This is a genomic window from Bartonella koehlerae C-29 (assembly GCF_000706625.1).
In the GTDB taxonomy this organism is placed as follows: Bacteria; Pseudomonadota; Alphaproteobacteria; order Rhizobiales; family Rhizobiaceae; genus Bartonella; species Bartonella koehlerae.
This window is the reverse complement of record NZ_KL407334.1, coordinates 875,341-902,309: the sequence shown is the minus strand read 5'-3', so window position 1 is coordinate 902,309 and position 26,969 is coordinate 875,341. Positions and strand designations below refer to the sequence as shown.

At 37.1% G+C, this 26,969-nt stretch carries 21 protein-coding genes and 1 pseudogene; 10 read left to right on the top strand and 12 right to left on the bottom strand.

Going from position 1 to position 26,969, the window contains the following annotated elements; translation table 11 throughout:
* The first annotated feature begins 13 nt into the window (after nt 1-13).
* Both uvrC and pgsA read left to right on the top strand, forming a co-directional pair.
* Entirely contained in the window at nt 14-1,999 is a 1,986-nt protein-coding gene (gene uvrC, locus O9A_RS03795; RefSeq protein WP_034458939.1) for an excinuclease ABC subunit UvrC, read from the top strand.
* Nucleotides 2,000-2,073: 74 nt separating this feature from the next.
* A complete protein-coding gene (gene pgsA, locus O9A_RS03790; protein WP_034460189.1) occupies nt 2,074-2,655 on the top strand; it encodes a CDP-diacylglycerol--glycerol-3-phosphate 3-phosphatidyltransferase in 582 nt (193 codons plus the stop codon).
* A gap of 91 nt (nt 2,656-2,746) precedes the next feature.
* Here the strand turns inward: pgsA and ndk are convergent, their stop codons facing one another.
* Complete coding sequence (ndk, locus tag O9A_RS03785; RefSeq protein ID WP_034458937.1) at nt 2,747-3,169, bottom strand: nucleoside-diphosphate kinase; 423 nt, start codon at nt 3,167-3,169, stop codon at nt 2,747-2,749.
* Nucleotides 3,170-3,690: 521 nt separating this feature from the next.
* Here ndk and O9A_RS03780 point away from each other — a divergent pair.
* Nucleotides 3,691-5,562: an ABC-F family ATP-binding cassette domain-containing protein gene (locus tag O9A_RS03780; RefSeq protein WP_034458935.1), complete on the top strand. Its 1,872-nt coding sequence runs from the start codon at nt 3,691-3,693 to the stop codon at nt 5,560-5,562.
* Between the two features lie 274 nt (nt 5,563-5,836).
* Here O9A_RS03780 and bafA (O9A_RS03775) read toward each other — a convergent pair whose 3' ends face one another.
* The 6 genes and pseudogenes from bafA (O9A_RS03775) to O9A_RS07420 all read right to left on the bottom strand — a co-directional run bounded on the left by bafA (O9A_RS03775) (nt 5,837) and on the right by O9A_RS07420 (nt 14,125).
* On the bottom strand, nt 5,837-8,452 hold the full coding sequence (bafA, locus tag O9A_RS03775) for a BafA family autotransporter (RefSeq protein WP_034458933.1): 2,616 nt from the start codon (nt 8,450-8,452) through the stop codon (nt 5,837-5,839).
* Nucleotides 8,453-8,837: 385 nt separating this feature from the next.
* On the bottom strand, nt 8,838-11,402 hold the full coding sequence (gene bafA, locus O9A_RS03770; protein WP_034458931.1) for a BafA family autotransporter: 2,565 nt from the start codon (nt 11,400-11,402) through the stop codon (nt 8,838-8,840).
* A 379-nt stretch (nt 11,403-11,781) separates the two neighbouring features.
* Nucleotides 11,782-12,822: pseudogene (locus tag O9A_RS03765) on the bottom strand (autotransporter outer membrane beta-barrel domain-containing protein); the annotation flags it as partial.
* A gap of 501 nt (nt 12,823-13,323) precedes the next feature.
* The gene (locus O9A_RS07430; RefSeq protein WP_154656368.1) at nt 13,324-13,635 is read right to left on the bottom strand and encodes a hypothetical protein; all 312 of its coding nucleotides are present in this window, start codon (nt 13,633-13,635) and stop codon (nt 13,324-13,326) included.
* Between the two features lie 55 nt (nt 13,636-13,690).
* Entirely contained in the window at nt 13,691-13,924 is a 234-nt protein-coding gene (locus O9A_RS07425) for a hypothetical protein (protein WP_154656367.1), read from the bottom strand.
* A 6-nt stretch (nt 13,925-13,930) separates the two neighbouring features.
* Nucleotides 13,931-14,125 (bottom strand): hypothetical protein, encoded by a 195-nt coding sequence (locus O9A_RS07420; protein WP_051665573.1) that lies wholly within the window; start codon nt 14,123-14,125, stop codon nt 13,931-13,933.
* An 807-nt stretch (nt 14,126-14,932) separates the two neighbouring features.
* Here O9A_RS07420 and O9A_RS03755 point away from each other — a divergent pair.
* Nucleotides 14,933-16,222, top strand: a complete 1,290-nt coding sequence (locus O9A_RS03755; protein ID WP_034458929.1) for an MFS transporter — start codon at nt 14,933-14,935, stop codon at nt 16,220-16,222.
* On the opposite strand, the gene O9A_RS08300 is transcribed toward O9A_RS03755, so the two are convergent.
* Genes O9A_RS08300 through O9A_RS03740 form a run of 3 tightly spaced genes read right to left on the bottom strand, consistent with a single transcriptional unit; the run spans nt 16,219 to nt 17,116 of the window.
* The gene (locus O9A_RS08300; protein ID WP_034458927.1) at nt 16,219-16,482 is read right to left on the bottom strand and encodes a hypothetical protein; all 264 of its coding nucleotides are present in this window, start codon (nt 16,480-16,482) and stop codon (nt 16,219-16,221) included. The two genes, O9A_RS03755 and O9A_RS08300, sit on opposite strands and share 4 nt — an antisense overlap.
* Before the next feature lie 38 nt (nt 16,483-16,520).
* Complete coding sequence (locus tag O9A_RS03745; RefSeq protein WP_245262495.1) at nt 16,521-16,673, bottom strand: hypothetical protein; 153 nt, start codon at nt 16,671-16,673, stop codon at nt 16,521-16,523.
* Entirely contained in the window at nt 16,670-17,116 is a 447-nt protein-coding gene (locus O9A_RS03740; RefSeq protein WP_034458925.1) for a DNA polymerase III subunit chi, read from the bottom strand. The genes O9A_RS03745 and O9A_RS03740 overlap by 4 nt, the downstream gene beginning before the upstream one ends.
* 412 nt (nt 17,117-17,528) lie before the next feature.
* On the opposite strand from O9A_RS03740, the gene lptF reads away from it, so the two are divergent.
* From lptF to rsmA, 6 genes are all read left to right on the top strand, one after another.
* Complete coding sequence (gene lptF, locus O9A_RS03735; RefSeq protein WP_034458923.1) at nt 17,529-18,719, top strand: LPS export ABC transporter permease LptF; 1,191 nt, start codon at nt 17,529-17,531, stop codon at nt 18,717-18,719.
* Entirely contained in the window at nt 18,716-19,813 is a 1,098-nt protein-coding gene (gene lptG / locus O9A_RS03730) for an LPS export ABC transporter permease LptG (RefSeq protein WP_034458921.1), read from the top strand. Before lptF ends, lptG begins: the two co-directional genes overlap by 4 nt.
* Entirely contained in the window at nt 19,814-22,168 is a 2,355-nt protein-coding gene (locus tag O9A_RS03725) for an LPS-assembly protein LptD (protein ID WP_034458919.1), read from the top strand.
* A 117-nt stretch (nt 22,169-22,285) separates the two neighbouring features.
* Complete coding sequence (locus tag O9A_RS03720; RefSeq protein WP_034460184.1) at nt 22,286-23,236, top strand: SurA N-terminal domain-containing protein; 951 nt, start codon at nt 22,286-22,288, stop codon at nt 23,234-23,236.
* Nucleotides 23,236-24,249: a 4-hydroxythreonine-4-phosphate dehydrogenase PdxA gene (gene pdxA, locus O9A_RS03715; protein WP_034458917.1), complete on the top strand. Its 1,014-nt coding sequence runs from the start codon at nt 23,236-23,238 to the stop codon at nt 24,247-24,249. Before O9A_RS03720 ends, pdxA begins: the two co-directional genes overlap by 1 nt.
* Nucleotides 24,240-25,070 carry a 16S rRNA (adenine(1518)-N(6)/adenine(1519)-N(6))-dimethyltransferase RsmA gene (gene rsmA, locus O9A_RS03710; protein ID WP_034458915.1) on the top strand — a complete coding sequence of 277 codons (831 nt, stop codon included), beginning with the start codon at nt 24,240-24,242 and terminating at the stop codon, nt 25,068-25,070. The genes pdxA and rsmA overlap by 10 nt, the downstream gene beginning before the upstream one ends.
* A 38-nt stretch (nt 25,071-25,108) precedes the next feature.
* Here the strand turns inward: rsmA and gmk are convergent, their stop codons facing one another.
* Both gmk and mltG read right to left on the bottom strand, forming a co-directional pair.
* Entirely contained in the window at nt 25,109-25,777 is a 669-nt protein-coding gene (gene gmk, locus O9A_RS03705; protein ID WP_034458913.1) for a guanylate kinase, read from the bottom strand.
* A gap of 62 nt (nt 25,778-25,839) precedes the next feature.
* The gene (mltG, locus tag O9A_RS03700; RefSeq protein WP_034458911.1) at nt 25,840-26,949 is read right to left on the bottom strand and encodes an endolytic transglycosylase MltG; all 1,110 of its coding nucleotides are present in this window, start codon (nt 26,947-26,949) and stop codon (nt 25,840-25,842) included.
* Nucleotides 26,950-26,969 lie beyond the last annotated feature (20 nt).

Below are 26,969 nucleotides of genomic sequence, written 5' to 3'. Positions count from 1 at the left end.
CTGGGTAAACAGAATGATCTTGAAAAACAAAACAGCTTGTACCGAAAATGAGTTAGAAAATCTTCCTTTTCTCTCTAACCTTACATGGGATAATGCCAATCAAGGAAATAATAAAAGCCAATTCAAAGGTACCAAACTTATACAAGAGTTTGTCAAGCATCTTCCACATAAGCCAGGAGTTTATCGAATGTTTGATGAAAATGGTGAGGTTCTTTATGTTGGTAAAGCACGTAATCTTAAAAAACGTGTTTCAAACTATACGCGTGAACAGGGACATAAGAACCGTATCACCCGCATGATTCGTGCAACATCTCATATGGAATTTATCATTACTCACACAGAAACAGAAGCACTCCTCTTAGAAGCTAATCTCATCAAAAGGTCGCATCCACGTTTTAATGTGTTACTGCGTGATGATAAAAGCTTTCCTTACATCATTATTACTGATGATCATCGAATACCCGCACTATACAAACATCGCGGCGCTCGAACACGAAAAGCCCATTATTTTGGTCCTTTTGCCTCTTCTGGTGCAGTTACACAAACAATCAACGTTTTACAACGCGCTTTTTTATTACGCACCTGTACCGATTCAGTTCTTGAAAACCGTACACGTCCCTGTTTGCTTTATCAAATCAAACGATGTTCTGCACCCTGTACCCATGAAATTAGTGACCGTGATTATAGTGAACTCGTTAAAGGAGCAATATCTTTCCTTTCGGGAAAAAGCCAATCCGTTAAAAATGATATGGTGCAAGCTATGCATAAAGCTGCAGAAAATCTTGATTTTGAACAAGCTGCGTCCTACCGTGACCGTTTATCTGCTCTCTCTCACATACACAGTCATCAAGGCATTAATCCCCAAACAATAGAAGAAGCAGATGTATTTGCAATTGCGCAAAAAGGGGGAGTAACCTGTATTCAAGTGTTCTTTTTCCGTATGGGACAAAATTGGGGAAACCGAGCATATTTTCCTAAAGCAGACCCATCTTTCTCCAGTAGTGAAATTTTAGCGAGTTTTCTTGCCCAATTCTACGATGATAAGCCACTTCCAAAACTCATCCTTTTATCTGAATCAATTGAAGACAAGACACTTCTTGCAGAAGCATTCAGTCTAAAAGCAAATCGTAAAATATGCCTCTCTTTACCAAAACAAGGTGAACGCAAAACCCTGGTTAATCACGCCTATATCAATGCCCATGAAACACTTGGACACAAGCTTGCTGAAACAGCCACACATACAAAATTGTTTCAGGGTATTGCAGAAATATTTCAACTGCCTCATACCCCATGCCGTATAGAAATCTATGATAATTCCCACATTATGGGGACAAATGCAGTAGGTGCAATGATTGTTGCAGGTAAAAATGGATTTATTAAAAATCAATATCGCAAATTCAACATTCGCTCAACCGATATCACGCCTGGCGATGACTTTGGAATGATGAAAGAAGTCATTAAACGAAGATTTTCACGCCTTATCAAAGAGCATGGTCTGCCTCATGAAAGCAAAAACATACAAAGTAAAGGCGATGTTTCTTTTCCCATCTGGCCTGATCTTATCTTAATCGATGGAGGTCAAGGACAAATAAACAGTGTGCATACAATATTATCTGAATTAGGATTGGATAATTTCATTACAGTAGTTGGAATAGCGAAAGGCGCCAATCGTAGAGCGGGACGTGAACGTTTTTTTATAAAAGGAAAAACACCTTTTATACTTTCCCCGCACGACCCTATCTTGTATTTTTTGCAACGTTTACGCGACGAAGCACATCGTTTTGCTATTGGGACTCACAGAGCAAAACGAAAAAAAGAAACATTGAAAAATCCGCTTGATGAAATCGAAAATATTGGTCCATCAAGAAAGCGTGCGTTGCTTCATCACTTTGGAAGTGCTAAAGCCGTTTCTGACGCTTCACTAGAAGATTTAACAAAAGTTATAGGAATTTCTATCACGATTGCACAAAAAATTCATAACCATTTTAATGAAAAATAAGCTTGTTTCATAATCTTTGTCTTGTTACGTTTATAAAATATATTGTAATTTCACAAAAAATTGAAAATAGCTTTATGAAAAATCATACTTTTTCTTTTCCAAATATTTTAACTTATGTACGGATTGTTGCTGTGCCAATGGTTGTTGCATGCTTTTTTTTAGAAGGACGATTACAATCAAGCGATATTGCACGTTGGGCTGCTGTTTCTATTTTTGTGGTTGCATCTATTACTGACTTTCTTGATGGCTACCTTGCCCGTATTTGGGAACAAACATCCAATATCGGGCGCATGTTAGATCCAATTGCAGATAAACTTCTCGTCTCTGCTTCTTTACTCTTGCTTGCAGCAGACAGTACTATTGCGGGCTGGACATTATGGGCAGCCATTATTATTCTTTGTCGGGAAATTCTTGTATCAGGATTACGTGAATATTTGGCTGAATTGAAAGTTAGTGTCCCTGTCTCTCGTCTTGCAAAATGGAAAACTTTTGTACAAATGATAGCTATTATCTTTCTTTTAGCGGGACCAGCTGGTAATAAAATTATCTCTTATACAGTGGAATTTGGCATCGCTATGCTGTGGATTTCTGCCCTTCTTACATTGTGGACAGGATGGGATTATTTTCGTGCAGGTTTAAAACATGTTATCACATGAAAAATGATAAATCTTACATCTCTTTTAAAGAAATCTATAACTTCATAAGAAAAATTCCAAAACAGTATGTTTCGGAATTTTTTGCTTTTTATTAACCAACAATTTCTACTTCGGAAAACCAAAAAGCGATCTCTGTTTTTGCTGTTTCAGCACTATCTGAACCATGAACAGAATTTTCACCTATCGACAAAGCATGGATTTTACGAATTGTTCCTTCCCGTGCATCTTCAGGATTTGTAGCACCCATCACTTCACGATTTTTAGCTATTGCATTTTCGCCTTCTAAAACCTGAACAATGGTTGAACCAGAAGACATAAATTCAACCAATTCACTAAAAAATGGGCGTCCTCTATGAACAGCATAAAATTTTTCAGCTTCACGTTGACTCATCCACACACGTTTAGATGCGATAACACTCAGCCCTGCATCCTCAAGCATCTTTGTAATTGCACCTGTTAAATTACGACGTGTTGCGTCTGGTTTAATCATTGAAAAAGTACGTTCTACAGCCATTTGACCACCTTATATTTTATTATAAATTATCTGGCCGTTTTATAACGAGCAAGATACCTCTTGCCAAGTGACTATGAGAAAATCCGCATCAATTTTTAGAATTGTATAGTTATTCGCTGATTTCAATAAAAAATCTCATTTTAATTTATTGCTCCATCACAGATACAATAGATTGATTTATAAAGATAATCTACCTTTCTTCAACTTGAATGAAAACCCAGAATATTGTAAGATTCTCTCATTTAAAACTCTCTTATAGTGAATTAATCAAAATCATTTGCTTGCAAATCACAAACGAGAATAGCGTGTGAATAAAAACACTTAAAGAAAGGAGTAAAAATGCCCCTAATGAACCGTCTCAATATAAGAGTTTTCGCAACATTTTGAGCCGGAAAATAGAATAATTGTGCCAACTTGCACCAAGCGTAAAAATGGCGGTGCACAATAACATACACATTTTACCTTTAAAGATTAAATCCATTTGCACTTATTTTTAAAATATGCAAAGGAGGCTTTTTATTATGTTAGTGTTGAATAATATTACCATACGAATAGCTGGGCGCCTTTTAATTAGCCGTGCTAACATTGCTCTTCCTGTTGGTTCAAAAACCGGATTTGTTGGCTGTAATGGCACTGGAAAATCAACTCTTTTTCGCGCCATTACAGGTGAAATATCACCCGAAAATGGCGATATTCTCATGCCACAAAATACAAAGATTGGTCAAGTTGCTCAAGAAGCACCTGCAACTAAGTGCTCTTTACTCGAAACTGTCTTAGCCGCCAACGCAGAACGCGCTAATCTTCTTCATGAAGCAGAAACCGCAACTGATCCTATGTGTATTGCTGCCATTCATGCACGTTTAGCCGATATTGATGCTTATTCTGCAAAAGCGCGTGCCGGAAAAATCCTCTCTGGTTTAGGATTTGATTCTCATACGCAACAACGACCTCTCTCGTCCTTTTCCGGCGGATGGCGCATGCGAATTGCGCTAGCAGCCGTACTGTTTACTGAGCCTGATCTTTTACTCCTCGATGAACCAACAAATTATCTCGATATTGAAGGAACTTTATGGCTCTCTGAGTATGTGCGTCAATATCCCCATACAGTGATCATAATTAGTCATGATCGTGATTTTTTAAATAATACAGTTAACTCTATCATGCATCTCGAAAATAACCAACTTACCTTCTGGCATGGTAATTATGATCAATTCGAACACCAAAAAGTTGAAATTATTAAAGCACAACAGAAACAAATTGAAAAACAAGAAGCGCAACAAAAACATATGGAAGATTTTATTGTCCGTTTTCGTGCTAAAGCAAGTAAAGCGCGACAAGCACAATCACGCCTCAAGACACTCGAAAAGCTTAAACCCATCACAAGGTGGAAAATTCAACATGTTCAGCCTTTTATCTTTCCAAAAGCAGAAAAGCCTGTAGCCTCTCCTATTATTGCATTATCAAACGTAAGTGTCGGTTATGAAACAGGAAAACCAATTTTACAAGAATTAAATTTAAGAATTGATAATGATGACCGTATCGCTCTCTTGGGCTCAAACGGAAACGGAAAATCAACTCTTGCTAAATTGCTCGCCGGCCGTCTGAAATCGGAAAAAGGAACAATCACCCTTGCTCCAAATCTGAAAATTGCTTTTTTTTCTCAACATCAACTTGATGATCTTCAACCAGAAGAAAATGCAATAGATCACATGCGCCATCTTATGCCAAGAAAAGCAGAATCTATAATACGCGCTGCAGTCGCTCGTATGGGAATATCAACGGAAAAAATGATGACAAAAGCCAAAAAGCTTTCAGGAGGTGAAAAAGTTCGCTTGCTTATGGGACTTACTGTTTTTGAAGGACCCCATCTTCTTATTCTTGATGAACCAACCAATCACCTTGACATCGATAGCCGTCAAGAACTGATATATGCACTCAATCATTTTAATGGAGCAGTAATACTTATTGCACATGACCGCCATCTTATTGAAGCAACAATGGATCGCTTATGGCTTGTGAAAAATAAAACTGTACTCCCTTATGAAGGTGACATGCATACTTACCGTGAAGAGATTCTTGGGCTTTCCCCCAAAAAAGAAACAAATGTATCTCTTAAAAAACAACTTTCCTTTTCTAAAAATGATCAACGAAAAAGCAACGCCCAAAAACGTGCTAATCGCGCTCCATTACGTAAAAAAATAGTTGAAACTGAAGCATTGATAGAGCACCTTTATAAACAAATTGCACAACTTGATGAAGAACTCACTTTTGTTTCTTTCCATAACAAAATACCTGAAAAAATAAAAGAACGTGCGAAAATAGTTAAAAAATTAGAAGAGTCTGAAACACTTTGGTTTATGTTATCTGATCAATATGAAACACAACTGATGTAAAAATAAACTCTTATCACTTAAAATTTGCTCGATTGGTAACTCTGGGATAATAGCAAGACAAAAAATTCATGCCTCCACTAAAAATTATACATAAAATGGACGAGAGATCAGAGAAAATACTTTCTATAATGACCTAACATACCTACCTCCTATCTATTTTATAAAAAGTGTATCAACATTCTCTCAAAAACTGTTCCTTAACCATACATTGAATACTTCGTTTTTAAAAATGACACTTTCAAAACAGATCAGGAAACGAAACCAACCTACATCCTTAAAAACTATAGCGTACCCCTAAAATACCTTGAAAGGACTGCTTCATTTTGTCCCCTTTAACATACTGCGCTTCCGCATAAAGCTTGAATTTCTCACTTACTAAACTGCTCAAACCAATCCCCAATTTACCAAAATTCCCAGACAAATCTGTAACAAATTGATGCAACTTATTAATCGTCGTATGATTGTTATCTCTATTCTCACGCAACCATGCTGCCGTAATGTAAGCCATAGAGAACACATCTTCTCCTAAACAGAATTCATATCCCGCAGATAAGCCAAACTCACTGCGTAATGATGTAAATCGATTTATATCACCCATCATCTCATTCGAGAGCTTGATCTCTTTACCTTTAACCTGCAACCAGCTGAATTGTGCATATGGTTGCATCCAACCACTCTTCGTTGTCTTATAACGATAACCCGCTTCAAATGACATACCCACCCCCCATTGACCATAATTTCCTTCAATGGCTATACCATTCGTTGAAACAGCCTTCAGATTATTCTGATACTGATTGTATTTTAAAACACCATCTAGATACCATCCATTATGATCAAAATAAGTTGCATACGCTCCAATACTATAAATGTTTAGATTGCTAACACCACCTCGTGCATGTGCAACACGTGCTTGATCATAACTGCCAAAACTACCGATATAAAACTCTCCATCCATCAGCTCACTTACACCACTGATACCTAGAACTATACCCGTCTGATCAAGCTTGAAGTCTCTATGATCTACAACGATGTTTTCTTTGCTCTTTATTGCATATGTCCAAAAAGACGCGTGTTGTTTACTTCTGTCTACAATTCTTCTTCCCGCACGTACAGTTTGCATCTCACTGTGAAAAACCAGTGCTGGAGTTACGGACATAGACAATACTGCATCTGTAGAAGGGGTAGTCAAAAAATTAAAAACTGGTAACTTCTGACTTGATTGTAGTGAAGGCCTATCCTGCTGACTGGGACGCACAATCATCTGGTCTGCTAAAGATTGATCATCCGTAGAAACTACAGACTGCTGTTGTTCATCAAAAGGATGATAATGGCCTGTTGGGCGTAACCTATCAGAAACTGGGCTTTCTAAAAATGAGGCAGTCGGAAGAACAGGAAAATGCTGTGCATCTCTTAAATGGCGAGGAGGTCGTTGTTTAAATGTTTGTTCATTATTTTTTCTACGAGTAGTTTGAGAATTTGAACCTTGCCTCTGAGAAGAAGAGGGCTTCTGATGAGATTGCATACCCACATCAGTAGATGAAGCAACTAAAGGAACACGTGTCTTCGCTCTCTTATGCACACGTGGAGAGGAAATTACCGAAGAACTTGGCCTACCAGTCTCTCTACCCAAATACCAAGTTATAAAATCACCGTTAAAATCAGCATTCCTTTCTCTTCTATGTAAACGATACATATAGGTCCCACCGTCAATAGCTTCAATTTCTTCACCTGATTGATTTACCAGAGTAAAACTTGCTCCTTTACCTTGACTTCTATCAGAAATTAAATTAAGCTCGGCGAGAGTATCGTTGTTTCGTGAAAAGGAACCTGTAATTTCGCGACCAGAGTCGGAAATATTTATTTTATGATTTCCTGTACCATTTTCAATGAATAAGTAATCGCTGTGCATTTCCGCGTGACTAATATTTAAATGAAAAGTTAAACTCCCTGAAAGATACTCAACATTAAGCAAAACGTGGCGTGGATCATACGGGATGGAAGCAAAACCAACCGTTCCACCGTTACCGCTTAAATTCTCAATATAAATCTGAGGTTTATCCTTATTACTTCGTGTCCCAACAGAAAATAGCACTTCACCATTCCTTTCTGTAACAGAAAGCTTTTCTTTTGTAATATGGTCTGTGATATCACCAACAAACAAATAAAGATGCCCTCCATCATTGATCTTTATTTCCCCATTTAAGTCTGCACCAACATACAGCCACGAGCTAGCAGAGTCATTAATCGTTAGTCCATCCACAATCCCATCAGGATATACTACTTGAGTAGCACTCTGATTCAATGTAGTGTTAGTAGCTATCCCTTCTGCTAAAACGTGCTGTCTACCATTGCCAGAAACTATAGTACCTTGTGCAATACCACCCTCTTCTCTATGCCCCCTATAAAGATTTTGTTCCCCATTCCTTATGACTTTCGTCTCCCAAGCTGTCGCACCATCATATACATTCTGCTGTCCTACTAATCCTCCATCTTCACCAGAAACTGTTACATTATAAGCGCTACTCTGCCTTTGCAAATCTTCAAGATTGGCAGAACTCTCTTCAAAAACAAATTGTTTGCCACCAAAGATCTTAGTATCTATTGCAATTCCTTGGCGCGTAATTACTTGTTTTCCACCCTTTTGAATAGTAGCACCTATTGAATATCCACCATTCTCAACGATTTCTACACTGCCATCACTGATTTTTATATTATTACTGGAAACTGGAGACCTAGTGATCAGCGCAGAACCCTTTGCTAGCTCTTTTCCATTTCCTACACTTTCCACTCTTGTTAGTGCCTCATTTTTACTCTCACCCGCACTTGTAACTTGCGTGAAATAACTACTGAATATTAATATTGAAAAACTTAATTTGTATTTATGCCGCATGATCAACACTCCACTATCAATAATGAAACAAACATCCCGCGACTACAAAGGTAGTTTACTTCAGATTAAACCATAATGTGTTTTATTTATGTTGCAATTACTTTGTAATGCGGCATCATAAACTTTAAGTATTAATAGTAACTATATGAATTAAAAGACTATTATAGTCTAATGAAAAAGAATTATTGTAAAATTTAAATTGTTTCTTATATTCAAGGTGCAATTTGTAACACTGCAATAATAAATAAAAAAATGACATTACCTTTAAATAGAACATGAGCTCATCGGCAATGTTTATATCTCTGAAAAATTTATAGACATTGCCTTGTTTCCTTTATAAAAAATAATTAGATTTCTAAAGTTAATCAGAAAATAACGTATAAACTTAAAAACTATAGCGTAACCCCAAAATGCCTTGAAGTGCTTGCTTAATCTTATGTCCTTTAAGATAATTCGCTTCTGCATAAAGCGTTAATTTATCGTTAATGAAACTATTCAAACCTATTCCCAATTTACCAGCATTTCCTGATAAGTCGGTGACAAGTTTATGCCGGTTATTAATTGTCGCATGATTATTATTTATATTCTCACGCAACCACGCTGCTGTAATGTAGGCCGTTAATGAAGTTTCCTCTACGATAAATTCATGCCCTGCAGTTAATCCAACTTCACTATGCAATGAAGTCAATGGACTTATATCAGCCGCCATTTTATTGGAAAGTGTGATTTTTTTACTTTCAACTTGCAAACCTGTTAATTTGACATAAGGCTGCATCCAAGTGTTCTGCGCTGGCTCAAAACGATAACCCATTTCAAATGTTCCACCTATTGCCCACTGATTATAATTGCTTTGAACGACTAAACCATTCGTTGAAAGAGCTTTTAAATTATCACGGTAATAATTATATTTTAAAACGCCATCTAGATACCATCCGCGATGATCAAAATAAGTCGCATAAGCTCCAATACTATAAGTGTTGAGATTGCTGTCACCGCCTCGTGCATGAGCAACGCGTCCTTGATCATAACTGCCAAAACCACCAACATACAACTCTCCATGCATTAATTCGCTCAACTGATCAGCACCAACCACTATACCTGTCTGCTCAAGCTTAAAATGCATATGGCCTGTAGCAACGCGTTCTCTGCTCTTAATCGCATAAGCCCATAAGTCTATATCTTTCTTATTTTTGTCTAGAACTCCTCTGCCAGTACGCACAATTTCCAACTCATTAATAAAAATAAGTCCAGGAGCTACCACTGTAGAGAGTACAGCATCGACTGAAGGAGTCGTTGACGGACCACCAGGAGTTAACGAATCTATCGGATCAGTAAGTGAAAATTCTGGTCCAGTGATGCGATCCGCAGATAAAAACCAAACTTTTCCATTTTCGTCCTTTCTCTGTTTCAAATCATACATATAGGTTCCACCATCGATAGCATGAATTTTTTCACCAGAGAGATCTATCAAAGTAAAATAGGCTTCACCACTTCGATCTGTAATTAAATCACGCTTATTTGAAAAAGGATCAGTGATTTCAACCCCAGAATCAGCAACACTTAATGCGTGATTACCTTTGCCTTTCTCAACGAAGAGATAATCACCACGACTTTGTGCAAGAGTTGTATTAAACTCGAAATGTAAACTTCCTGAAAGATTATTAACATGAAGCTGAGAATAATAGGGATCCGAGCCGGTAAATGCAAAAATAACACTCCCCTCACCACTTAATTTCTGAATGAAAGAGCTTTTGCCATCAAACTCATCGGTGATAGAATACAGTTTTGTCTCTTTTCCATTTAAAATAATCTCTTCTACAGTAGTACGATGTTGCTCTTTTCCAGCATAAAGATGAAGTTGTCCAGAATGACTTACCAGTGTTTTTCCTTCCAATGTACTCCCAGCATACACCAATGATTTTGCTTTATCATTAATTGTTAGATTTTTTACAAATCCATCAGCATATACTTCCTGAATAGAGGTCTCATTTAAAGTAACTCCAATAGCTTTACCCCCTTCTAAAATACGCTGTTTACCACCACTAAAGACTTGTGTATCAAAAGCAGAGCCACCATTTTTTACGCTTTGAGTCTTTTTTGAAATCTCTTGCACACCTCCACGCATAACTTTTGTATTCCAAGTTATCCCTCCATCGTATATCTTTTGTTGTCCTAATGTTTCCCCTTGACCATAAATAATAGTACTAGAAGCACTACTCCCTTTAATCTGTCCTCCAACATCCCCTTCTCCGAAAACAAACTGCTCTCCACCATAAATTTTGGTCCCTTCCACTTTTCCTCCATTCCCAACACTTTGCTGTCCGTCTTCTTTAACGATAGCATTTTTTGAAAAACCTTGTTTTCCTTTTAAAGCCTGAACATTTTCAGTCCCACCATGTTCAATTTTGCTATTCTTACTGAAACCTCCCGCATAAACATAAAGCTCTGCACCATTCCTCACCGTGTTATTGATGGATTGTCCTGGATTATCTATCTCACCATCATTTGAAATGTAGGCTTTCCCATTATGATCGAGTACAAAATTTTCCAGACGTGCCCCATCTTTAACAAAAATGAGTTCAAGCTTTTTAAGTGGCGTAATATTTGTTTTTTGTATATTCTGTACAGCATTACCATCATTCTTGCTCTCAAGTCCCCGTATTTTTCTAACCAATATTTCAGGGCTGTTCTTCATGGTGAAGCCACTAAGCCTTTCCAAAGTATCTTTCCCCTCGTTCATTCCTAAAAGAACGTTCATGTTAGATGCTTCAAGTATGCAATTCACTGTTCTTACATCCTCATTATACCGAGTATGGAATGTTTTCTCATTTTCACTATAGCTTGAAGGCAGACAAAAAAGCCATCTCCCCCCCTCCCCCGCAAAAACTGCTTGCACAAAACAGCTGCTCACAATGAGTACCCAATAACTCCGTTTCCACTTATATCGCATAATCACACCCTCCCCTTCATATCTGGACAGATATGAAACGTAATTAGCTCTGCAAAACCTATTTTCAATCTAAAATTATAATAATCCTCTTCAACATCCTCTTTATTTCTCTAAAAAAATGCCCTTAGTATTCTTTCGATTTTTTTTTGACTGAAAGCATAAAGGAGTTCCTTCATTGCTCTTTTCTCATTTTTCCCTAAGCTTTTTTATCAAAGAAAAAGAGAAAAATACAAAAAACAATATACTTTGAAGCGCACAGTTTGTTATAAAAAGTGTATCAACATTCTCTCAAAAACTGTTCCTTAACCATACATTGAATACTTCGTTTTTAAAAATGACACTTTCAAAACAGATCAGGAAACGAAACCAACCTACATCCTTAAAAACTATAGCGTACCCCTAAAATACCTTGAAAGGACTGCTTCATTTTGTCCCCTTTAACATACTGCGCTTCCGCATAAAGCTTGAATTTCTCACTTACTAAACTGCTCAAACCAATCCCCAATTTACCAAAATTCCCAGACAAATCTGTAACAAATTGATGCAACTTATTAATCGTCGTATGATTGTTATCTCTATTCTCACGCAACCATGCTGCCGTAATGTAAGCCATAGAGAACACATCTTCTCCTAAACAGAATTCATATCCCGCAGATAAGCCAAACTCACTGCGTAATGATGTAAATCGATTTATATCACCCATCATCTCATTCGAGAGCTTGATCTCTTTACCTTTAACCTGCAACCAGCTGAATTGTGCATATGGTTGCATCCAACCACTCTTCGTTGTCTTATAACGATAACCCGCTTCAAATGACGTACCCACCCCCCATTGACCATAATTTCCTTCAATGGCTATACCATTCGTTGAAACAGCCTTCAGATTATTCTGATACTGATTGTATTTTAAAACACCATCTAGATACCATCCATTATGATCAAAATAAGTTGCATACGCTCCAATACTATAAATGTTTAGATTGCTAACACCACCTCGTGCATGTGCAACACGTGCTTGATCATAACTGCCAAAACTACCGATATAAAACTCTCCATCCATCAGCTCACTTACACCACTGATACCTAGAACTATACCCGTCTGATCAAGCTTGAAGTCTCTATGATCTACAACGATGTTTTCTTTGCTCTTTATTGCATATGTCCAAAAAGACGCGTGTTGTTTACTTCTGTCTACAATTCTTCTTCCCGCACGTACAGTTTGCATCTCACTGTGAAAAACCAGTGCTGGAGTTACGGACATAGACAATACTGCATCTGTAGAAGGGGTAGTCAAAAAATTAAAAACTGGTAACTTCTGACTTGATTGTAGTGAAGGCCTATCCTGCTGACTGGGACGCACAATCATCTGGTCTGCTAAAGATTGATCATCCGTAGAAACTACAGACTGCTGTTGTTCATCAAAAGGATGATAATGGCCTGTTGGGCGTAACCTATCAGAAACTGGGCTTTCTAAAAATGAGGTAGATGAAGAAATCTGCAAATCTTCAGTTATATCCTGGTGAGGATGATTCCGATGTGAAATCTCAAAAAACTGATTTTTAGAAACTGAAACGGTCGAGGAATCAAAACCCGATGGCATCTGATCTAAATTTTGGTGTATATTATTTTCATGTAATCTCCAACAGCGTACTTTTCCGGAGATGATGTAAATGGATGAACAGAAGCGAAAGGTTTTTGACGTAAATTTTGGCACCTTCCTCTTTGACATGGAATTTCAGCTGTCTTTTCTTCTGAAGCTAGACTTGTTGAAAGAACAGAAATCGGTTGATTTAAGTAGCGGAAAAATCTGCCTCTATGCCGGACACTATCTATACCACAGATAAATACTAAATTTTTTCATTTTTATCATCACCATTTTTCTGTTTTAAACCATACAAATAAGTTCCAGAATCAACAGATTTTACTTTTGCACCAGACAAATTGTACAAAGTGAAACGCGTACCCCACTTTGATCAACAATTAAATCAAGATCTGTTGAAGAATGATCTGTAATTTCAATTCCAAAATCTACAACACTTACTGTGTGAGAACCACTGCCATACTTAATAAAGAGACAATCACCTTTTTCTTCTGCAAAGCTGACATTAAAATTGAAATGCATACTACTCGAAAAATCATCAATATACAGCCAAGAGTAATACAAATCATCCCCCGCAGAAGTAAAAACAATTTTCCCTATACCGCTTAACTTCTGAATGTAAGATTTTGTCATCAAATTCATCAGAAATAAAGTATAATCTGGCATTTTATCCATTTAAATCAATATTTTATACCATAGTCTGATGATCATTATCTCCAGCATCAAAATGGAGTTTTCCAGAGCCATTAACCTTTGCTTTTCCTTCCAATATTGCACCAAAATAAACCAATGAATTGGCCCCGCTATTAATCGTCAGAGTTTCCATGCGTCCATCATTTGAAGAGCTCCTTCTAAGTACGGTATTAGCTTTATCACCAGCAAAAACATTCTGCACCCCTGCTACAAAAACCTTAGTAGCCACTGCCAATCAACCAATATCTTCAAACCATGCACTAAAATTTTGTTCTTCTCCGCTCATAACATCTGCGAAAAAAGCTGCCCCATTATCATACACATTCTGTTGTCCTAATGTTTTACCTTTACTTTGGATTTTAGAGTTATAAGCATAGCTCCCCTCTCCTAAAACAATCTGTTTGCAACCATGAACTTTAACATCCTTCATTTGTCCTCCATACTCAACACTCTGCAATCCATATTTATTGATAAGAGTACCCTTTGAAGTTTCTCCATTTCTGACAATCTAACTTTATCCTCCTTAAATTATAAGGCTCCTATTGATGATATTCTTAATCCATTTCTCTTGGCTGTTCGCTTATACTTACTGCCCTTTGTGATCTGTCTCCTGATGCAACTACTATCTCTGCATTTGTAGTTTTGATAAGAAAACTAATGGTCATCAACAACGTCAAAAAACTCAGATTCAATTTGCGTTGCATTCTACAGACTCTATGATTTCAAATAACTACATATTGAGAAAAAAGTGCACAGAGAAAAACGTCATGACGCGTCTCCTCACGCCCTTGTTTTTTTAAGATGGCAAACCACCTTACAGACAGCATTCAGTGTACTAAGTTCTGAATCCCCAAAATAAATGTGCATTATACACTCGAAAATTGTTTAAAGTGCAGCAATATAAACTTTTTTAAATGCTCTTGAGATACTAAAAACTGGCTTACCAAAAATAAGATTGATCCCTAAACAGATAAAAATAGGAGTGTATTTTAAAGAAAACAGTAATGAAAGGCTAAAGAGATTGCATCGTCTATAGTAAGATATTCCTCTCTTTTAAACGGTGTTTTTGTATCTTCAATTCAGACGCATATACAGTATAGTCATCTATGCTTATTGCATTGTTCTCATAAACTGGAATCATAATAATACCGACTCGACACTAGTTTTAAATTTTTATAATTATAAGCTTTTAGTTTTATAATTTGATTTGTCATATACTGAAAGGGACATTTTGTTCATGTCTATAAACTCAGAAATAAAAGGTATAAGCAAACAAAACTCTCCTTATCGCATTTTGTTTGCAAGCCTCATTGGCCCAACAATTGAATTCTTTGATTTTTATGTCTTTGCAACTGCCGCAGCTCTTATATTTCCTCATGTGTTTTTTCCAACGCAAAATGATCAAATTGCCATTTTGCAATCTTTCCTAATCTTTGGAGCAGCCTTTTTTGCACGCCCCCTTGGATCAATAGTCTTTGGACATTTTGGAGATAAAATCGGACGAAAAGCAACCCTTATTGCCGCTCTTCTGACGATGGGACTATCAACAGTCATTATTGGTTTCCTTCCTACTTATGAAACAGCTGGATGGTTTGCCCCCTTTTTCTTAACCCTGTGCCGTATTGGACAAGGAATGGGGTTGGGAGGCGAATGGGGTGGAGCCGTTCTGCTTGCAACAGAAAATTCTCCTCCAGAAAAGCGTGGATGGTATGCAATGTTTCCTCAATTAGGCGTTCCAATTGGTTTGTTCTTGTCTATCGTCGTTTATTTAGGTCTATTACATTTCCTTGATCATGACGAACTTTTAGCATGGGGATGGCGCATTCCTTTTATTGCTTCAGTTTTTCTAATGCTTGTGGGATTATGGGTTCGTTTTTCAATCAACGAAACAGTTGAATTCAAAAAAACTCTTGAACGCAAAGAGCGTGTTCAAGTCCCTATAATAGATGTCTTTTTAAAATGCCCACGAATCTTATTTCTTGGGACATTTGCTGGTATGGCAACATTCGTTCTATTTTATTTGGTCACCGCGTATCTGTTAAGTTATTCAACAAACCATTTGCAATTGTCATTTTATCAGGCTCTCCAAGTAGAAGTCATTGGTGCTATCTTCTGCGGAATTTTCACTGTCCTAACTGGAAAACTCGCTGATCGTATTAAACGCAGAACTTTAATGATTTGCATTACAATAATCACTGGTATCTATTCTTTCGCAATTCCTTATTTCTTAAGCTCTGGAGTCATAGGAGTGCTTGCAATGTCTACCATTGGCTTGTCAATCATGGGAATGGTGTATAGTCCTCTTGGTGCTGTTTTAGCTTCACCATACCCAACAGCAATTCGATATACTGGTTCTTCTATAACCTTCAACTTAGCCGGCATCGTAGGTGCATCTCTTGCACCTTATATTGCGGAATATCTGGTGCAGCATTTTGATACCTCTTATATCGGCTATTATTTACTTCTTGCCTCTTTTATTTCACTACTTTGCTTTGTTGGGTTTACGGAGGAGGAAATATCAAACTAGAACACAATGAAGAGAAAAAAAATGAATACTGGCGGCAGAAATGCTGCCAGTTTCATTTTTAAAGGCATTGGTTGAGGAACATTCCACCACAATGTTCCCGCAAACAGTGCACTTAAAAAAAAGAACAAAATATCCACTATATTGTCAATATAAGCAACAGAAACTATCTGTGATAAGATATGTGTTGTTCCCAAGCATGAAACGCAAAAAAAAGCTAACATTACAGCCCATAAAATAAGCAAAATCCGATCAATGATCATCATCACCCCGTTTGAATACTTTGTCAGAAAGACAATGATTAGCAATCATAGACCACATTTTTATTGCTTCCAGAAGAAAAATCACAATAAAAATCGCAACGTCCTTCTCCTCCTTCTGCAATAAAAATTGCCTGCTTGATTATTCCTATCAGTCCTATAAAAATCAAAATAATAGATGTTATACGCATCAAACCTGTTTTTTCCAACAGCAATTTTCAGTCTGCTGCCAATAAGTCAAATTATGATTTTCCATTTTATATTTTTTCCACTGTGCACGAACAAGATCCAACTGCTCATCACTTTGACCATTAAATAGCACTACAAGTCTTTGATAAGCGTCAATATCCGAACAAATTGCTCCTTCTATGAGAAAACGTATCTTTGAATCATTCGGATTCCCCTGCCCTGTAGTAAGAAATACAGGCTGAAAATTTGGATATTGATCACACTCAGTTCCATGTCCAATAAATGCTTCATCAGCATAAACCCATAAACGTGTATCTATAGCATCACGTCGTTCTTTATTCACACATTGTATTGTTACCCTACCAAAACGTTCTAATGCACGTTCCACAAGTGTTGGCAAAATATCTTCCAACGTTGACTGCGTCAAATGATAGAAAAGAATATCCACCTTCTTCGCCCTTATCATTCTTTATGAAAAAGCCAATATCTTTTTGAAGAAACTCCTCTATCCCTCATACAAAAGAAAATTTTTTGAGATAAAAGATTCCTTTTTTGCATTTGTATATAAAGATTTTTTCTGCTGTGTATTAAAAATAGAAAAAGAAAAAAGATAAATCGTCATTTTTTAAGTTAATAAAAGTTCTATTTTAGTCCATTTTTTAGCTTCTCTGTAGAATAGAATTGAAACTGGAATATAATGTATGGCAGAATGTGTTGAAATTAACTAGCTACTTTATACTTTATGTTGATAAAAATGTGCAAGATTAAAGAGGCGTTTTACAAATTCTGGTTATCTTTTTCAACCTGGTTCGTATAGAGTATCTACTCTCTAATTCAATTTTAAGGATGTTATCCAATCTATGCGTATCATTGAGTTATACATCCTGAAACGCATTCTTATCCTATTCAGTGCTGTCATGATTGCAGCAATTGGTATCAGTTGGACAGTGCAAATTCTTGCACGAATAAACTTTCTTACAACAAGTAGACAAACGATTCTAACAGTCTTGCAATTTTCACTCTCATTGGTTCCTTCTGTTATTTTTCTTGTTATTCCATTTGCCTTAGTGATTGCAATTACAAGCACCCTTTCAGCAATGAATCAAGACTCAGAACTTGCTATCATCAGTGCCTCTGGTTTTCCCAAAAGCACTGTTTGGAAACCAATTCTTCTTCTAGCTCTTATTGCATCCTCTGCATCCTTTTTTATAGCCAATTTTGTCGTTCCTCAAGCACGTCTTAATATGCGACAAATGCTAGCAAATACTCATTATGATCTTATTAATCTTTTCATTAGTGAAGGCAGCTTCCAAAAACTCGCTAATAACCTTTACATAGAAATTGGCCAACGGAATCCCAATGGGACCCTCGGACGTCTTTTTATTGCCGACCAGCGTGATCCTAAAATTGACCTTTTTTATTATGCAACAAAAGCATCAGTTGTTAGTAATAAAAGCGGCCATTTTTTAATCCTCAATAACGGTGAAATAGAAAGAATCAATCATCAAAATGACAGCGTTTCAATCGTTCAATTCAGCTCGTATACTTTTAGCCTGGGTGAATTCATCCCCAACGATAAAACACCCACTCTTTATCCAAAAGATAGGCCTCTTTCTTATTTGCAAAACCCTAACCCGAAGGATCCCTACTATCAGCGTAAACCACTCCAATATAAAGCTGAATTTCACCGCAGACTTACAGAATGGCTCTATCCTATCGTTTTTTCACTCATTGCATTAGCAGCAGCAGGAGATACACGCTCATATCGACAAGTGGGTAATTCTGCAAATTTCTCCGCGATTGCCTTTTCTTTTCTAGTTTATTGGATGGGATATTTTGCTGCCGAAAAAGCAAAGAGTGATCTTGCATACATTCCTCTCCTTTATATTGTACCAATAGGAATGGGTATGCTCGTTTTTTTCATGCTCTTAACAGATCGTACAATTAGCATCCCTACAAAATTTAACGAGGTTATTCAAATTGTTTTTCAAAAAATAATCAGTAAATTTGAACATCGAAAACCTCAATCTCCCTCGGACGAGATATCATGATTGGATGGACGCTTGGGCGATATTTCTTTATACGTTATCTCAAAATGACCTGTTATTTTTTGGGAGGTTTTTTTGTGCTCGCTCTTTTAATTGACTTTACAGAAAATTCTGGTCGATTATCCTCTCTGCCTCGTTATACGGCAAAAGATGCATTCCTTATCTCCGTTTTACGCATCCCTTTTATCATGCAACAACTCATCCCCTTTATTGCACTCTTTTCTGCAATGGCAATGCTGATCTCACTTAATCGAAAATCTGAGCTTGTTGTAACTCGTTCAATCGGTGTTTCTGCGTGGCAGTTTCTCATGCCTGCTTGTTTTGGAGCTTTTCTTTTTGGATTATTTTCAATTCTTCTCGTTAACCCTCTTGCAGCATGGGGATTTTCCCAAGCAGAAAGAATGATGACAGAGTGGCGCAGTAAGAGTAATAATGTGCTTACATCTCTTCATAATACACGCATCCTATGGTTAACACAACATACAAATTCAGGTAGAACAACCATTGGTGCTAAATCTATCACTGATCAAGGACTTTCTCTTATCGATGCAACATTTGTTCAATACAACGATAATGCAACAATCAAAAATTGGATTAACAGCAGAAAAGCAACATTAATAAACGGGGCTTGGCTGTTAACAGATGGAACAATTTATAAAATAGGGCATTCTCCTGAAAAGTTTTCTGAATTTCAGATAAAAACCAATCTAAAGCCTGAATTTTTAACTGAATATTTAGCGAGTCCCGCAACTATCCCATTTTACCAATTGCCAACAAAAATCATGATTGCACGCTCATTTGGCTATTCTGCCAATAATTTTGATATGTATTTACAATCTTTGATTGCATTACCAGCATTGCTTATAGCAATGACTCTGATTGCAGCAACTGTATCTTTAAACTTTACGCGTTTTGGACAATCTAAAACATTAATTCTTGGTGGCGTAACCGCTGGGTTCTCGCTTTATGTCATTTCCATACTGGTTCAAGCTTTTGGTAATGCCGGATATATTCCACCAATTATTGCAGCTTGGACACCAGTTTTCATTGCATTATTTTTAGGAATCTCTTTTTTACTCCATAAAGAGGACGGCTAAGTGAAAGCATTAATAAGTAAAAAAGTGATTTTAATACAAGTACGTGTACTTGCCTTTAAAAGTATTATGGGCTGTATCTTAAGTATATTTTTATCCTGTTCTACAAACGCCAAAAGTCCTACTTTTCTCGCTCAAAATCACAGCCAAAAACCCGTAAGTCCTCTCTTTCTCTCTGCAGATGAACTCATCTACAATCGTGATGAAAATACTGTTTCTGCACAAGGCAATGTGCAAATCGAATATGATGGCAATAAAGTTATCGCCCAAAAAGTTACCTATAATCAAAAGACAGGACGTATTATAGCACAAGGAGATGTGGAAATTGTTCAAAAAGACGGTAATAAAATTTATTCAAATCAGATTGATATGACCAAAGATTTTGGCGAAGGCTTCGTAAATGCTTTACGCATCGACACAGCCACCAATATCCATTTTGCAGCGACAAGTGCTACACGCATTAATAGCCAGATAACAATTTTTGATAATGCCACCTACACAGCCTGTGAACCTTGCTCTTATAAACCAGATAGAGATGTCCTTTGGAAGATTAAAGCAAGAAAGATTATATGGAATAGCGTTACAAAAAAAATTCGATTTGAAAATAGTCGTTTTGAAGTTTTTGGTGTACCAATTGCACAGCTTCCAATTTTTGAGCTCTATGACCCAACGATACGGCGTGCTAGTGGTTTCCTCGTACCTCATTTTTTTTATAACGATTATCTGGGTATGGGCATAAAAAATTCTTATTTCTGGAATCTTGCTCCCCATTATGATTTCACGCTTTCCTTTACAGTCTATAGCCAACAAGGTCTTTTAACCGAGGGTGAATGGCGTCAACGTTTTAAAACGGGCAATTATAACATTCACCTCGCTCATATATACCAAATGCAACCACAAAACTTTGACAATGATACTATTGATGCACAGCATAAAAACCGGTATATGCTAGCAACAAAGGGTGATTTTCGTATTAATTCACGCTGGACTTATGGATGGAATATTCTCGCACAGTCTGATCGACATTTCAGTCGTGCTTATAAACTTAAGAATTACAAGGACCTTACACAGCTTTCTCAGCTTTATCTGAATGGTCTTGCAGGTAAAAACTACTTTGACATGCGTTTTTACCATTTTAAGATTCAAGATTTGATCTTGAATGACCCTATTCATGAACGCCACTCTCGACAAGCGTGGGTTCTCCCTCAAATCAATTATTCTTTCACACCAGATGAGTCAATTTATGCTGGACTGCTCACTTTTCATAGTAATATGCAATCAATTTATCGTCGTCATACTGACTTTAGCGTTAGCGACTGGAACGGCCATCCGCTTAACATTGCCAAGCTTTCTGGTATCGCAGGAAATAGTTTTCGTTTAACAAACGAACTAGAGTGGAAAAAACGCTTCAACATACACGGTAGCCTCATATTAACTCCTCTTCTTTCTTTACGTGCTGATATCATGACAACAAATACGCACGAAAATGAGAATGCTCATATAACAAATGACTCCTTATCAATACTCCGTGGCTCAACACTGCGCGGCATGGCAACTGCTGGTTTAGAATTACGCTATCCATTCCTCATTACATTTGATAGCTCTAAGCATATTATAGAACCAACCGCACAAATTTTTATACGCAATAATGAACAATATATTGGACAAATCCCCAATGAAGATGCGCAAAGTTTTGTATTTGATGCAACTACTCTCTTTCAACGTGATAAGTTCTCTGGTTATGACCGTGTAGAAGGTGGAACAAGAGCTAATATAGGACTAAGGTATTCTGGAAACTTTAACAATGATTGGTCTCTTTATGGTGTTATTGGGCAATCCTTTCATCTTGCAGGAAAAAATTCTTTTGCAGAAAAGGACTTTGTTAATGTAGGCATTCATTCTAGCCTTGAAACAACACGTTCAGACTATGTTGCAATGTTTGGTGCGAATCATAAGAATGGTTTTTCGTTGGAAGCTCGTGGACGTTTTGATAAAAAAACGGGAGCAATTCGCCGTAGTGAAATTGAAGCATCACAGAAATGGAAAAATTTTGAGGCTGCTGTACAGTATGCCTATATTGCAAGCCAACCTGACTATGAATATCCACAAGAGCGTCAAGAAATTTCTTTTCAAACTGGTATTAAATTGGCTAACTCTTGGTCCATTAACAGCAATGCTGGTTATGATTTAATATCCGGTACATTCGTAAAACGAGGAATCAGCTTAAGTTATACAGATGAATGTTTTGGATTAACATTTGGTTATCAGCAAGTAGCTAATCTAGGAGAAAAAACACCTTTGCAAAATTTCAATTTCTCTCTTTCATTGCGTACAATTGCAGATATCGAAAAAAAATAAAATAAGATTTATCAAAGAGAATGTATAGGTAATGTAACTTATCATTGTTTTTATGAAAAAAAGTGTATATTTTAAATCATCGGTGAGAATTGATAAACAATGCGAAAGCCTAATCATATGAACAAATTGAAAAAGCATATTCTTACTTTATTTTGTATCGTACCTTTGAGCGTAAGCAACCTGCTAGTTAGTGAGATTCCATCAACCTTTGCGCAAACTGTCATTGTTGTTACAGTTAATGGCAGACCTATCACAAATTACGATATTCAAAGGCGCGTCGCTTTTCTCAAATTACAACAAAAGCAAGGAAATCTCTCTGAACAAGCTAGAAATGAACTTATCAATGAAGTCCTCAAGAATATCGAAATAAAGCGCCGTAATATTGAGGTAAGCGATAATGAGGTTGAGAGTGCTTTTGAGAACTTTGCAACACAAAATAATATGACCATTGATCAACTCAACCAGATTCTGATACACAATGATATCACCGTGCAACACTTTAAGGATTACATCCGTGGACAATTAGGGTGGGGGCGCCTTGTTAATGCGCGTTATCAAGCTGAAACAGGTATGATCAGCGAACAAGAAGCTGTACGCAGAATATTAAAAAATGGTGGTATCAAACCTTCAACAAATGAATATACATTACAGCGCATTATTTTTGTCATTCCTGCGCATCGCCGTTCACAAATCTTTGAAAGACGTCAAAGAGAAGCGAATAATTTCCGCGCACATTTCCGGGGATGTGCTAACACTTCAGAGCAAGCAAAGGGTTTTTTAGATGTTACTGTTCGAAACTTAGGAAGATTTCTGGAACCCCAGCTTCCCAGAGAATGGGAACAAGCTATTCGTATAACGCCTGCTGGAAAAATGACACAATTGCAAGAAACAGCTAATGGAATTGAAGCAATTGCTGTCTGCAAAATAAAAAGAGTTTCTGATGATTATGTTGCCCAACTCATCTTTTCCCTTCAAGATAATAAGAAAAAAAGCCCGCAAAAACTTGAAATCTTGAGTGAAAAATATTTAAAAGAATTGCGGCAGGTGGCGCGTATTAAAAGTTCATAATGGATGTACTTGTTGTTAGTGGTGGTGATCCTGCCGGAATTGGTCCTGAAATAGCACTAAAAGCGTGGAATTTGCGTGCCACACGTCAAATTCCACCTTTTGTTCTTATTGCTGACCCAGATGTTATTCGTGCACGTGCGCATTTCTTACAGATTGACGTCAAAGTAGAGGCTGTTTTAGCAGATAATCCTGTAAAAAACTTCCAAGAAGCTCTTCCTGTAATACCTTTAAAAAACCGGCAAAGTGATCAACTAGGATTACCTTCACATGAAAATGCTGCTGGAATAATTGAAGCGATCAAATGCGGCGTTCAGTTGATTCAAAGTGGTCATGCCTGTGCACTCGTTACTTGCCCTATTGCAAAAAAAAGCCTTTATGATGCTGGATTTGAATTTCCCGGTCATACAGAGTTTTTAGCCGATTTAGCTTATCAAGCTTCCGATAAATGTTATCATCCGGTTATGATGTTATCTGGTCCTCGATTAAAGACCGTTCCTATTACTGTTCATATTCCATTCAATAAAGTTCCCTCACATCTTACCCACCATTTAATCATCCAAACAGCACTCATTACTGAAAAAGACTTAAGAACGCGATTTAAAATAATTTCACCTCGTCTAGCTGTTGCTGGACTTAATCCTCATGCTGGAGAAGAAGGAGCAATAGGAAAAGAAGATATTGAAATTATCATTCCTGCTATTGAAATTCTTAAAAATAAAGGACTTAATATTGTAGGTCCCTTGCCTGCCGATACATTGTTCCATGAGTGCGCGCGAAAAACATATGATGTTGCCCTTTGTATGTATCATGATCAAGCCCTTATCCCTGTTAAGACATTGGACTTTGATACCACTGTCAATATCACTTTAGGGCTCCCTTTTATTCGTACTTCTCCAGATCATGGAACTGCTTTTGATATTGCTGCTAAAGGGATTGCCTCTCCTGAAAGCTTTATTGCTGCTCTTAAACTTGCAAATCAACTGGCGGAAAATAGTTCTATACCATGCCAATAGATAACCTTCCTCCTCTTCGTGAGATCATTGACACATATGGATTGCAAGCTCATAAATCTTTGGGCCAAAATTTTCTTTTTGATCTTAATCTAACGTCTAAAATTGCCCATCAAGCAGGAAATATAGAAGGAAAACCTGTTATTGAAGTAGGCCCAGGTCCTGGAGGTTTAACACGGGCATTACTTGCAAAAGGCGCCATTGTAACAGCAATAGAGCGTGATGAGCGTTGTATACCAGCTCTCTTAGAGATAGAAAAGTATTATCCGCAGAAACTGAAAATTATTTGTAATGATGCACTAAAGCAAGATTTTTCAAAACTCTTTGAAAAATCTCCAGAAAAACCGCGCATTATTGCAAATCTTCCCTATAATATTGGAACACAACTCTTGTTAAATTGGCTGTTTACTGAGCCATGGCCTCCTTTTTATGAATCAATGACATTGATGTTTCAACGTGAAGTTGCACAACGCATTACTGCAAAACCTCAATCCGTCCATTATGGACGTCTGAGTGTCTTAACCGGATGGCGTACCGTTGCTAAAATTGCTTTTGATGTACCTCCTCAAGCCTTCATACCAGCACCCAAAATAACTTCTTCTGTTGTTCATATTATTCCGCGAACACAACCTCTCACCTGCTCCGCACAAAAATTAAGCTTTATAACAAAAACCGCTTTTGGACAAAGACGAAAAATGCTTCGCCAAAATCTCAAAACACTCGGAGGTGAAGTACTTTTAGAAAAAGCTGGAATCGATGAAACACGCCGTGCGGAGACGCTTACAATTTCCGAATTTGTGACTTTAGCTAATTTGGTTATCTAAAAAGCGTAACTTTATTTTTTTGCAAAACAATAAGAATATTAATCAATCTTTTCAGCAATAAGCCCATTAATAAAAGATTCAAGAAAGAAGCATCGCTCGCGTTTTACTGTTTCGGCTAAATAAATTGATTTAATAAGCGACATGGATTGATTTAAATCTTCATTAATGACTACATAATCATAAGAACGCCATTGCTGCATTTCCGTTAGTGCATTTTTCAATCGTAAATTGATGATATCTTGGCTATCTTCTGCTCGACAATGCAAACGTGAAATGAGTTCTTTCATTGATGGTGGAAGGATAAAAACAGAGACAGTATCCCCTGGCATCTTTTTTTGAAGCTGTTTTGTACCTTGATAATCAATATCAAATAACATGTCTCTACCAGTACTCAACACGTTTTCAACGCTCTCACGTAAAGTGCCATAATAATTTCCATGAACTTCTGCCCATTCAATGAACTCATCATCATCGCGCTTGCGTTTAAATTCTTTCTTTGAAATAAAATGATAATGAAGGCCATCCACTTCACTTGGACGCCTTTTCCGTGTTGTCATGCTTATGGAGAGTTCTAATTTTCCATCTTTCAAAAGTAACCGAGAAAGAGTTGATTTACCAGCTCCTGAAGGCGAAGAGAGAATAAATAAAAAACCGCGGCGTTGATTTCTTTTTTTAATACTCAATTCATTCTCAAAGAAGGTCATCATATCGTTCTATTTTTTAACTTTCCTTCAAACTTCAATAACATGCTTTCTATAGTCTCCCAAAATCAATGTGTTGCTTTTAATGCACGCCATTTGCGAACATTCTTATTATGTTCCTCCAAAGTTCTAGAAAAAACATGCCCTCCAAAACCATCAGCTACAAAATAGAGCACATCACTGCTTGGTGAACGCGCCACTGCTTTCAAAGAATCCCGACCTGGATTCGCAATAGCTGTTGGTGGCAAACCATTAATTTTATACGTATTATATGGTGTTTCCTTCTCAAGATCTGAACGGTAAATTGCACGACCGGATGGTAGTCCTTTTCCGCCAAAGAGACCATAAATTACCGTTGGATCAGATTGAAGACGCATATGTTTTGCAAGACGGTTATAAAATACCGCGGCAACCTTCGGTCTCTCTGCTGCAATTCCTGTTTCTTTCTCAACAATTGATGCCAATATAACAAATTCGTCAATGGATTTAATTGGTAAATCAGGTGAGCGCGTAGCCCATATAGCATGAATTAATTTTGTCTGTCCTTCACGCAGTCTGTTTATAATTTCTTTACGCGTTGTTCCGCGAATAAAACGAACAGTATCTGTCATCAAACTGCCCTCTGGAGGCAAAACTTTTGGAAGATCTCCAACTAAAATTTCATTAGCAGCTAACCGATCGAAAACTTGTTGAACCGTCAAACCTTCTGGCACTGTAAATGTGTACTCAATAGATTTTCCTTTCACTAAGATATCCATAATATCTCGCATAGAAGCATATGCTGGAATTAAATATTCACCAGCCTTAAGATGTGCTGTTTTTTGGTGGTAACCCACCCCATAAACAAAAACATCAGATGATCGAATGAGATCATGTTTTTCAAGAAGTGAAGCAATTTCACGAATTCCTGTGCCAGGATAGATAAAGACAACTTGTTCTTCTTCCATCATCCCCTTTCCTTCAAAAATACTTTTTCCAATATAAAGAGGAATACTTATGGCCAAAATAAAAACCACAATAAGCATCAAAAAAAAATGACCGAGAATAACTAACGGATTACGAATGATAGACGACTTCTTTCGTTTCTTATGCGCTAACAGACACTCATTATCCATTATATGATTTGAAGAGGAAGCATTTACGTCCTTAAACGGTTTTTGATTGTTCACGTCAGGCACAATTATCAACCTCAACAATT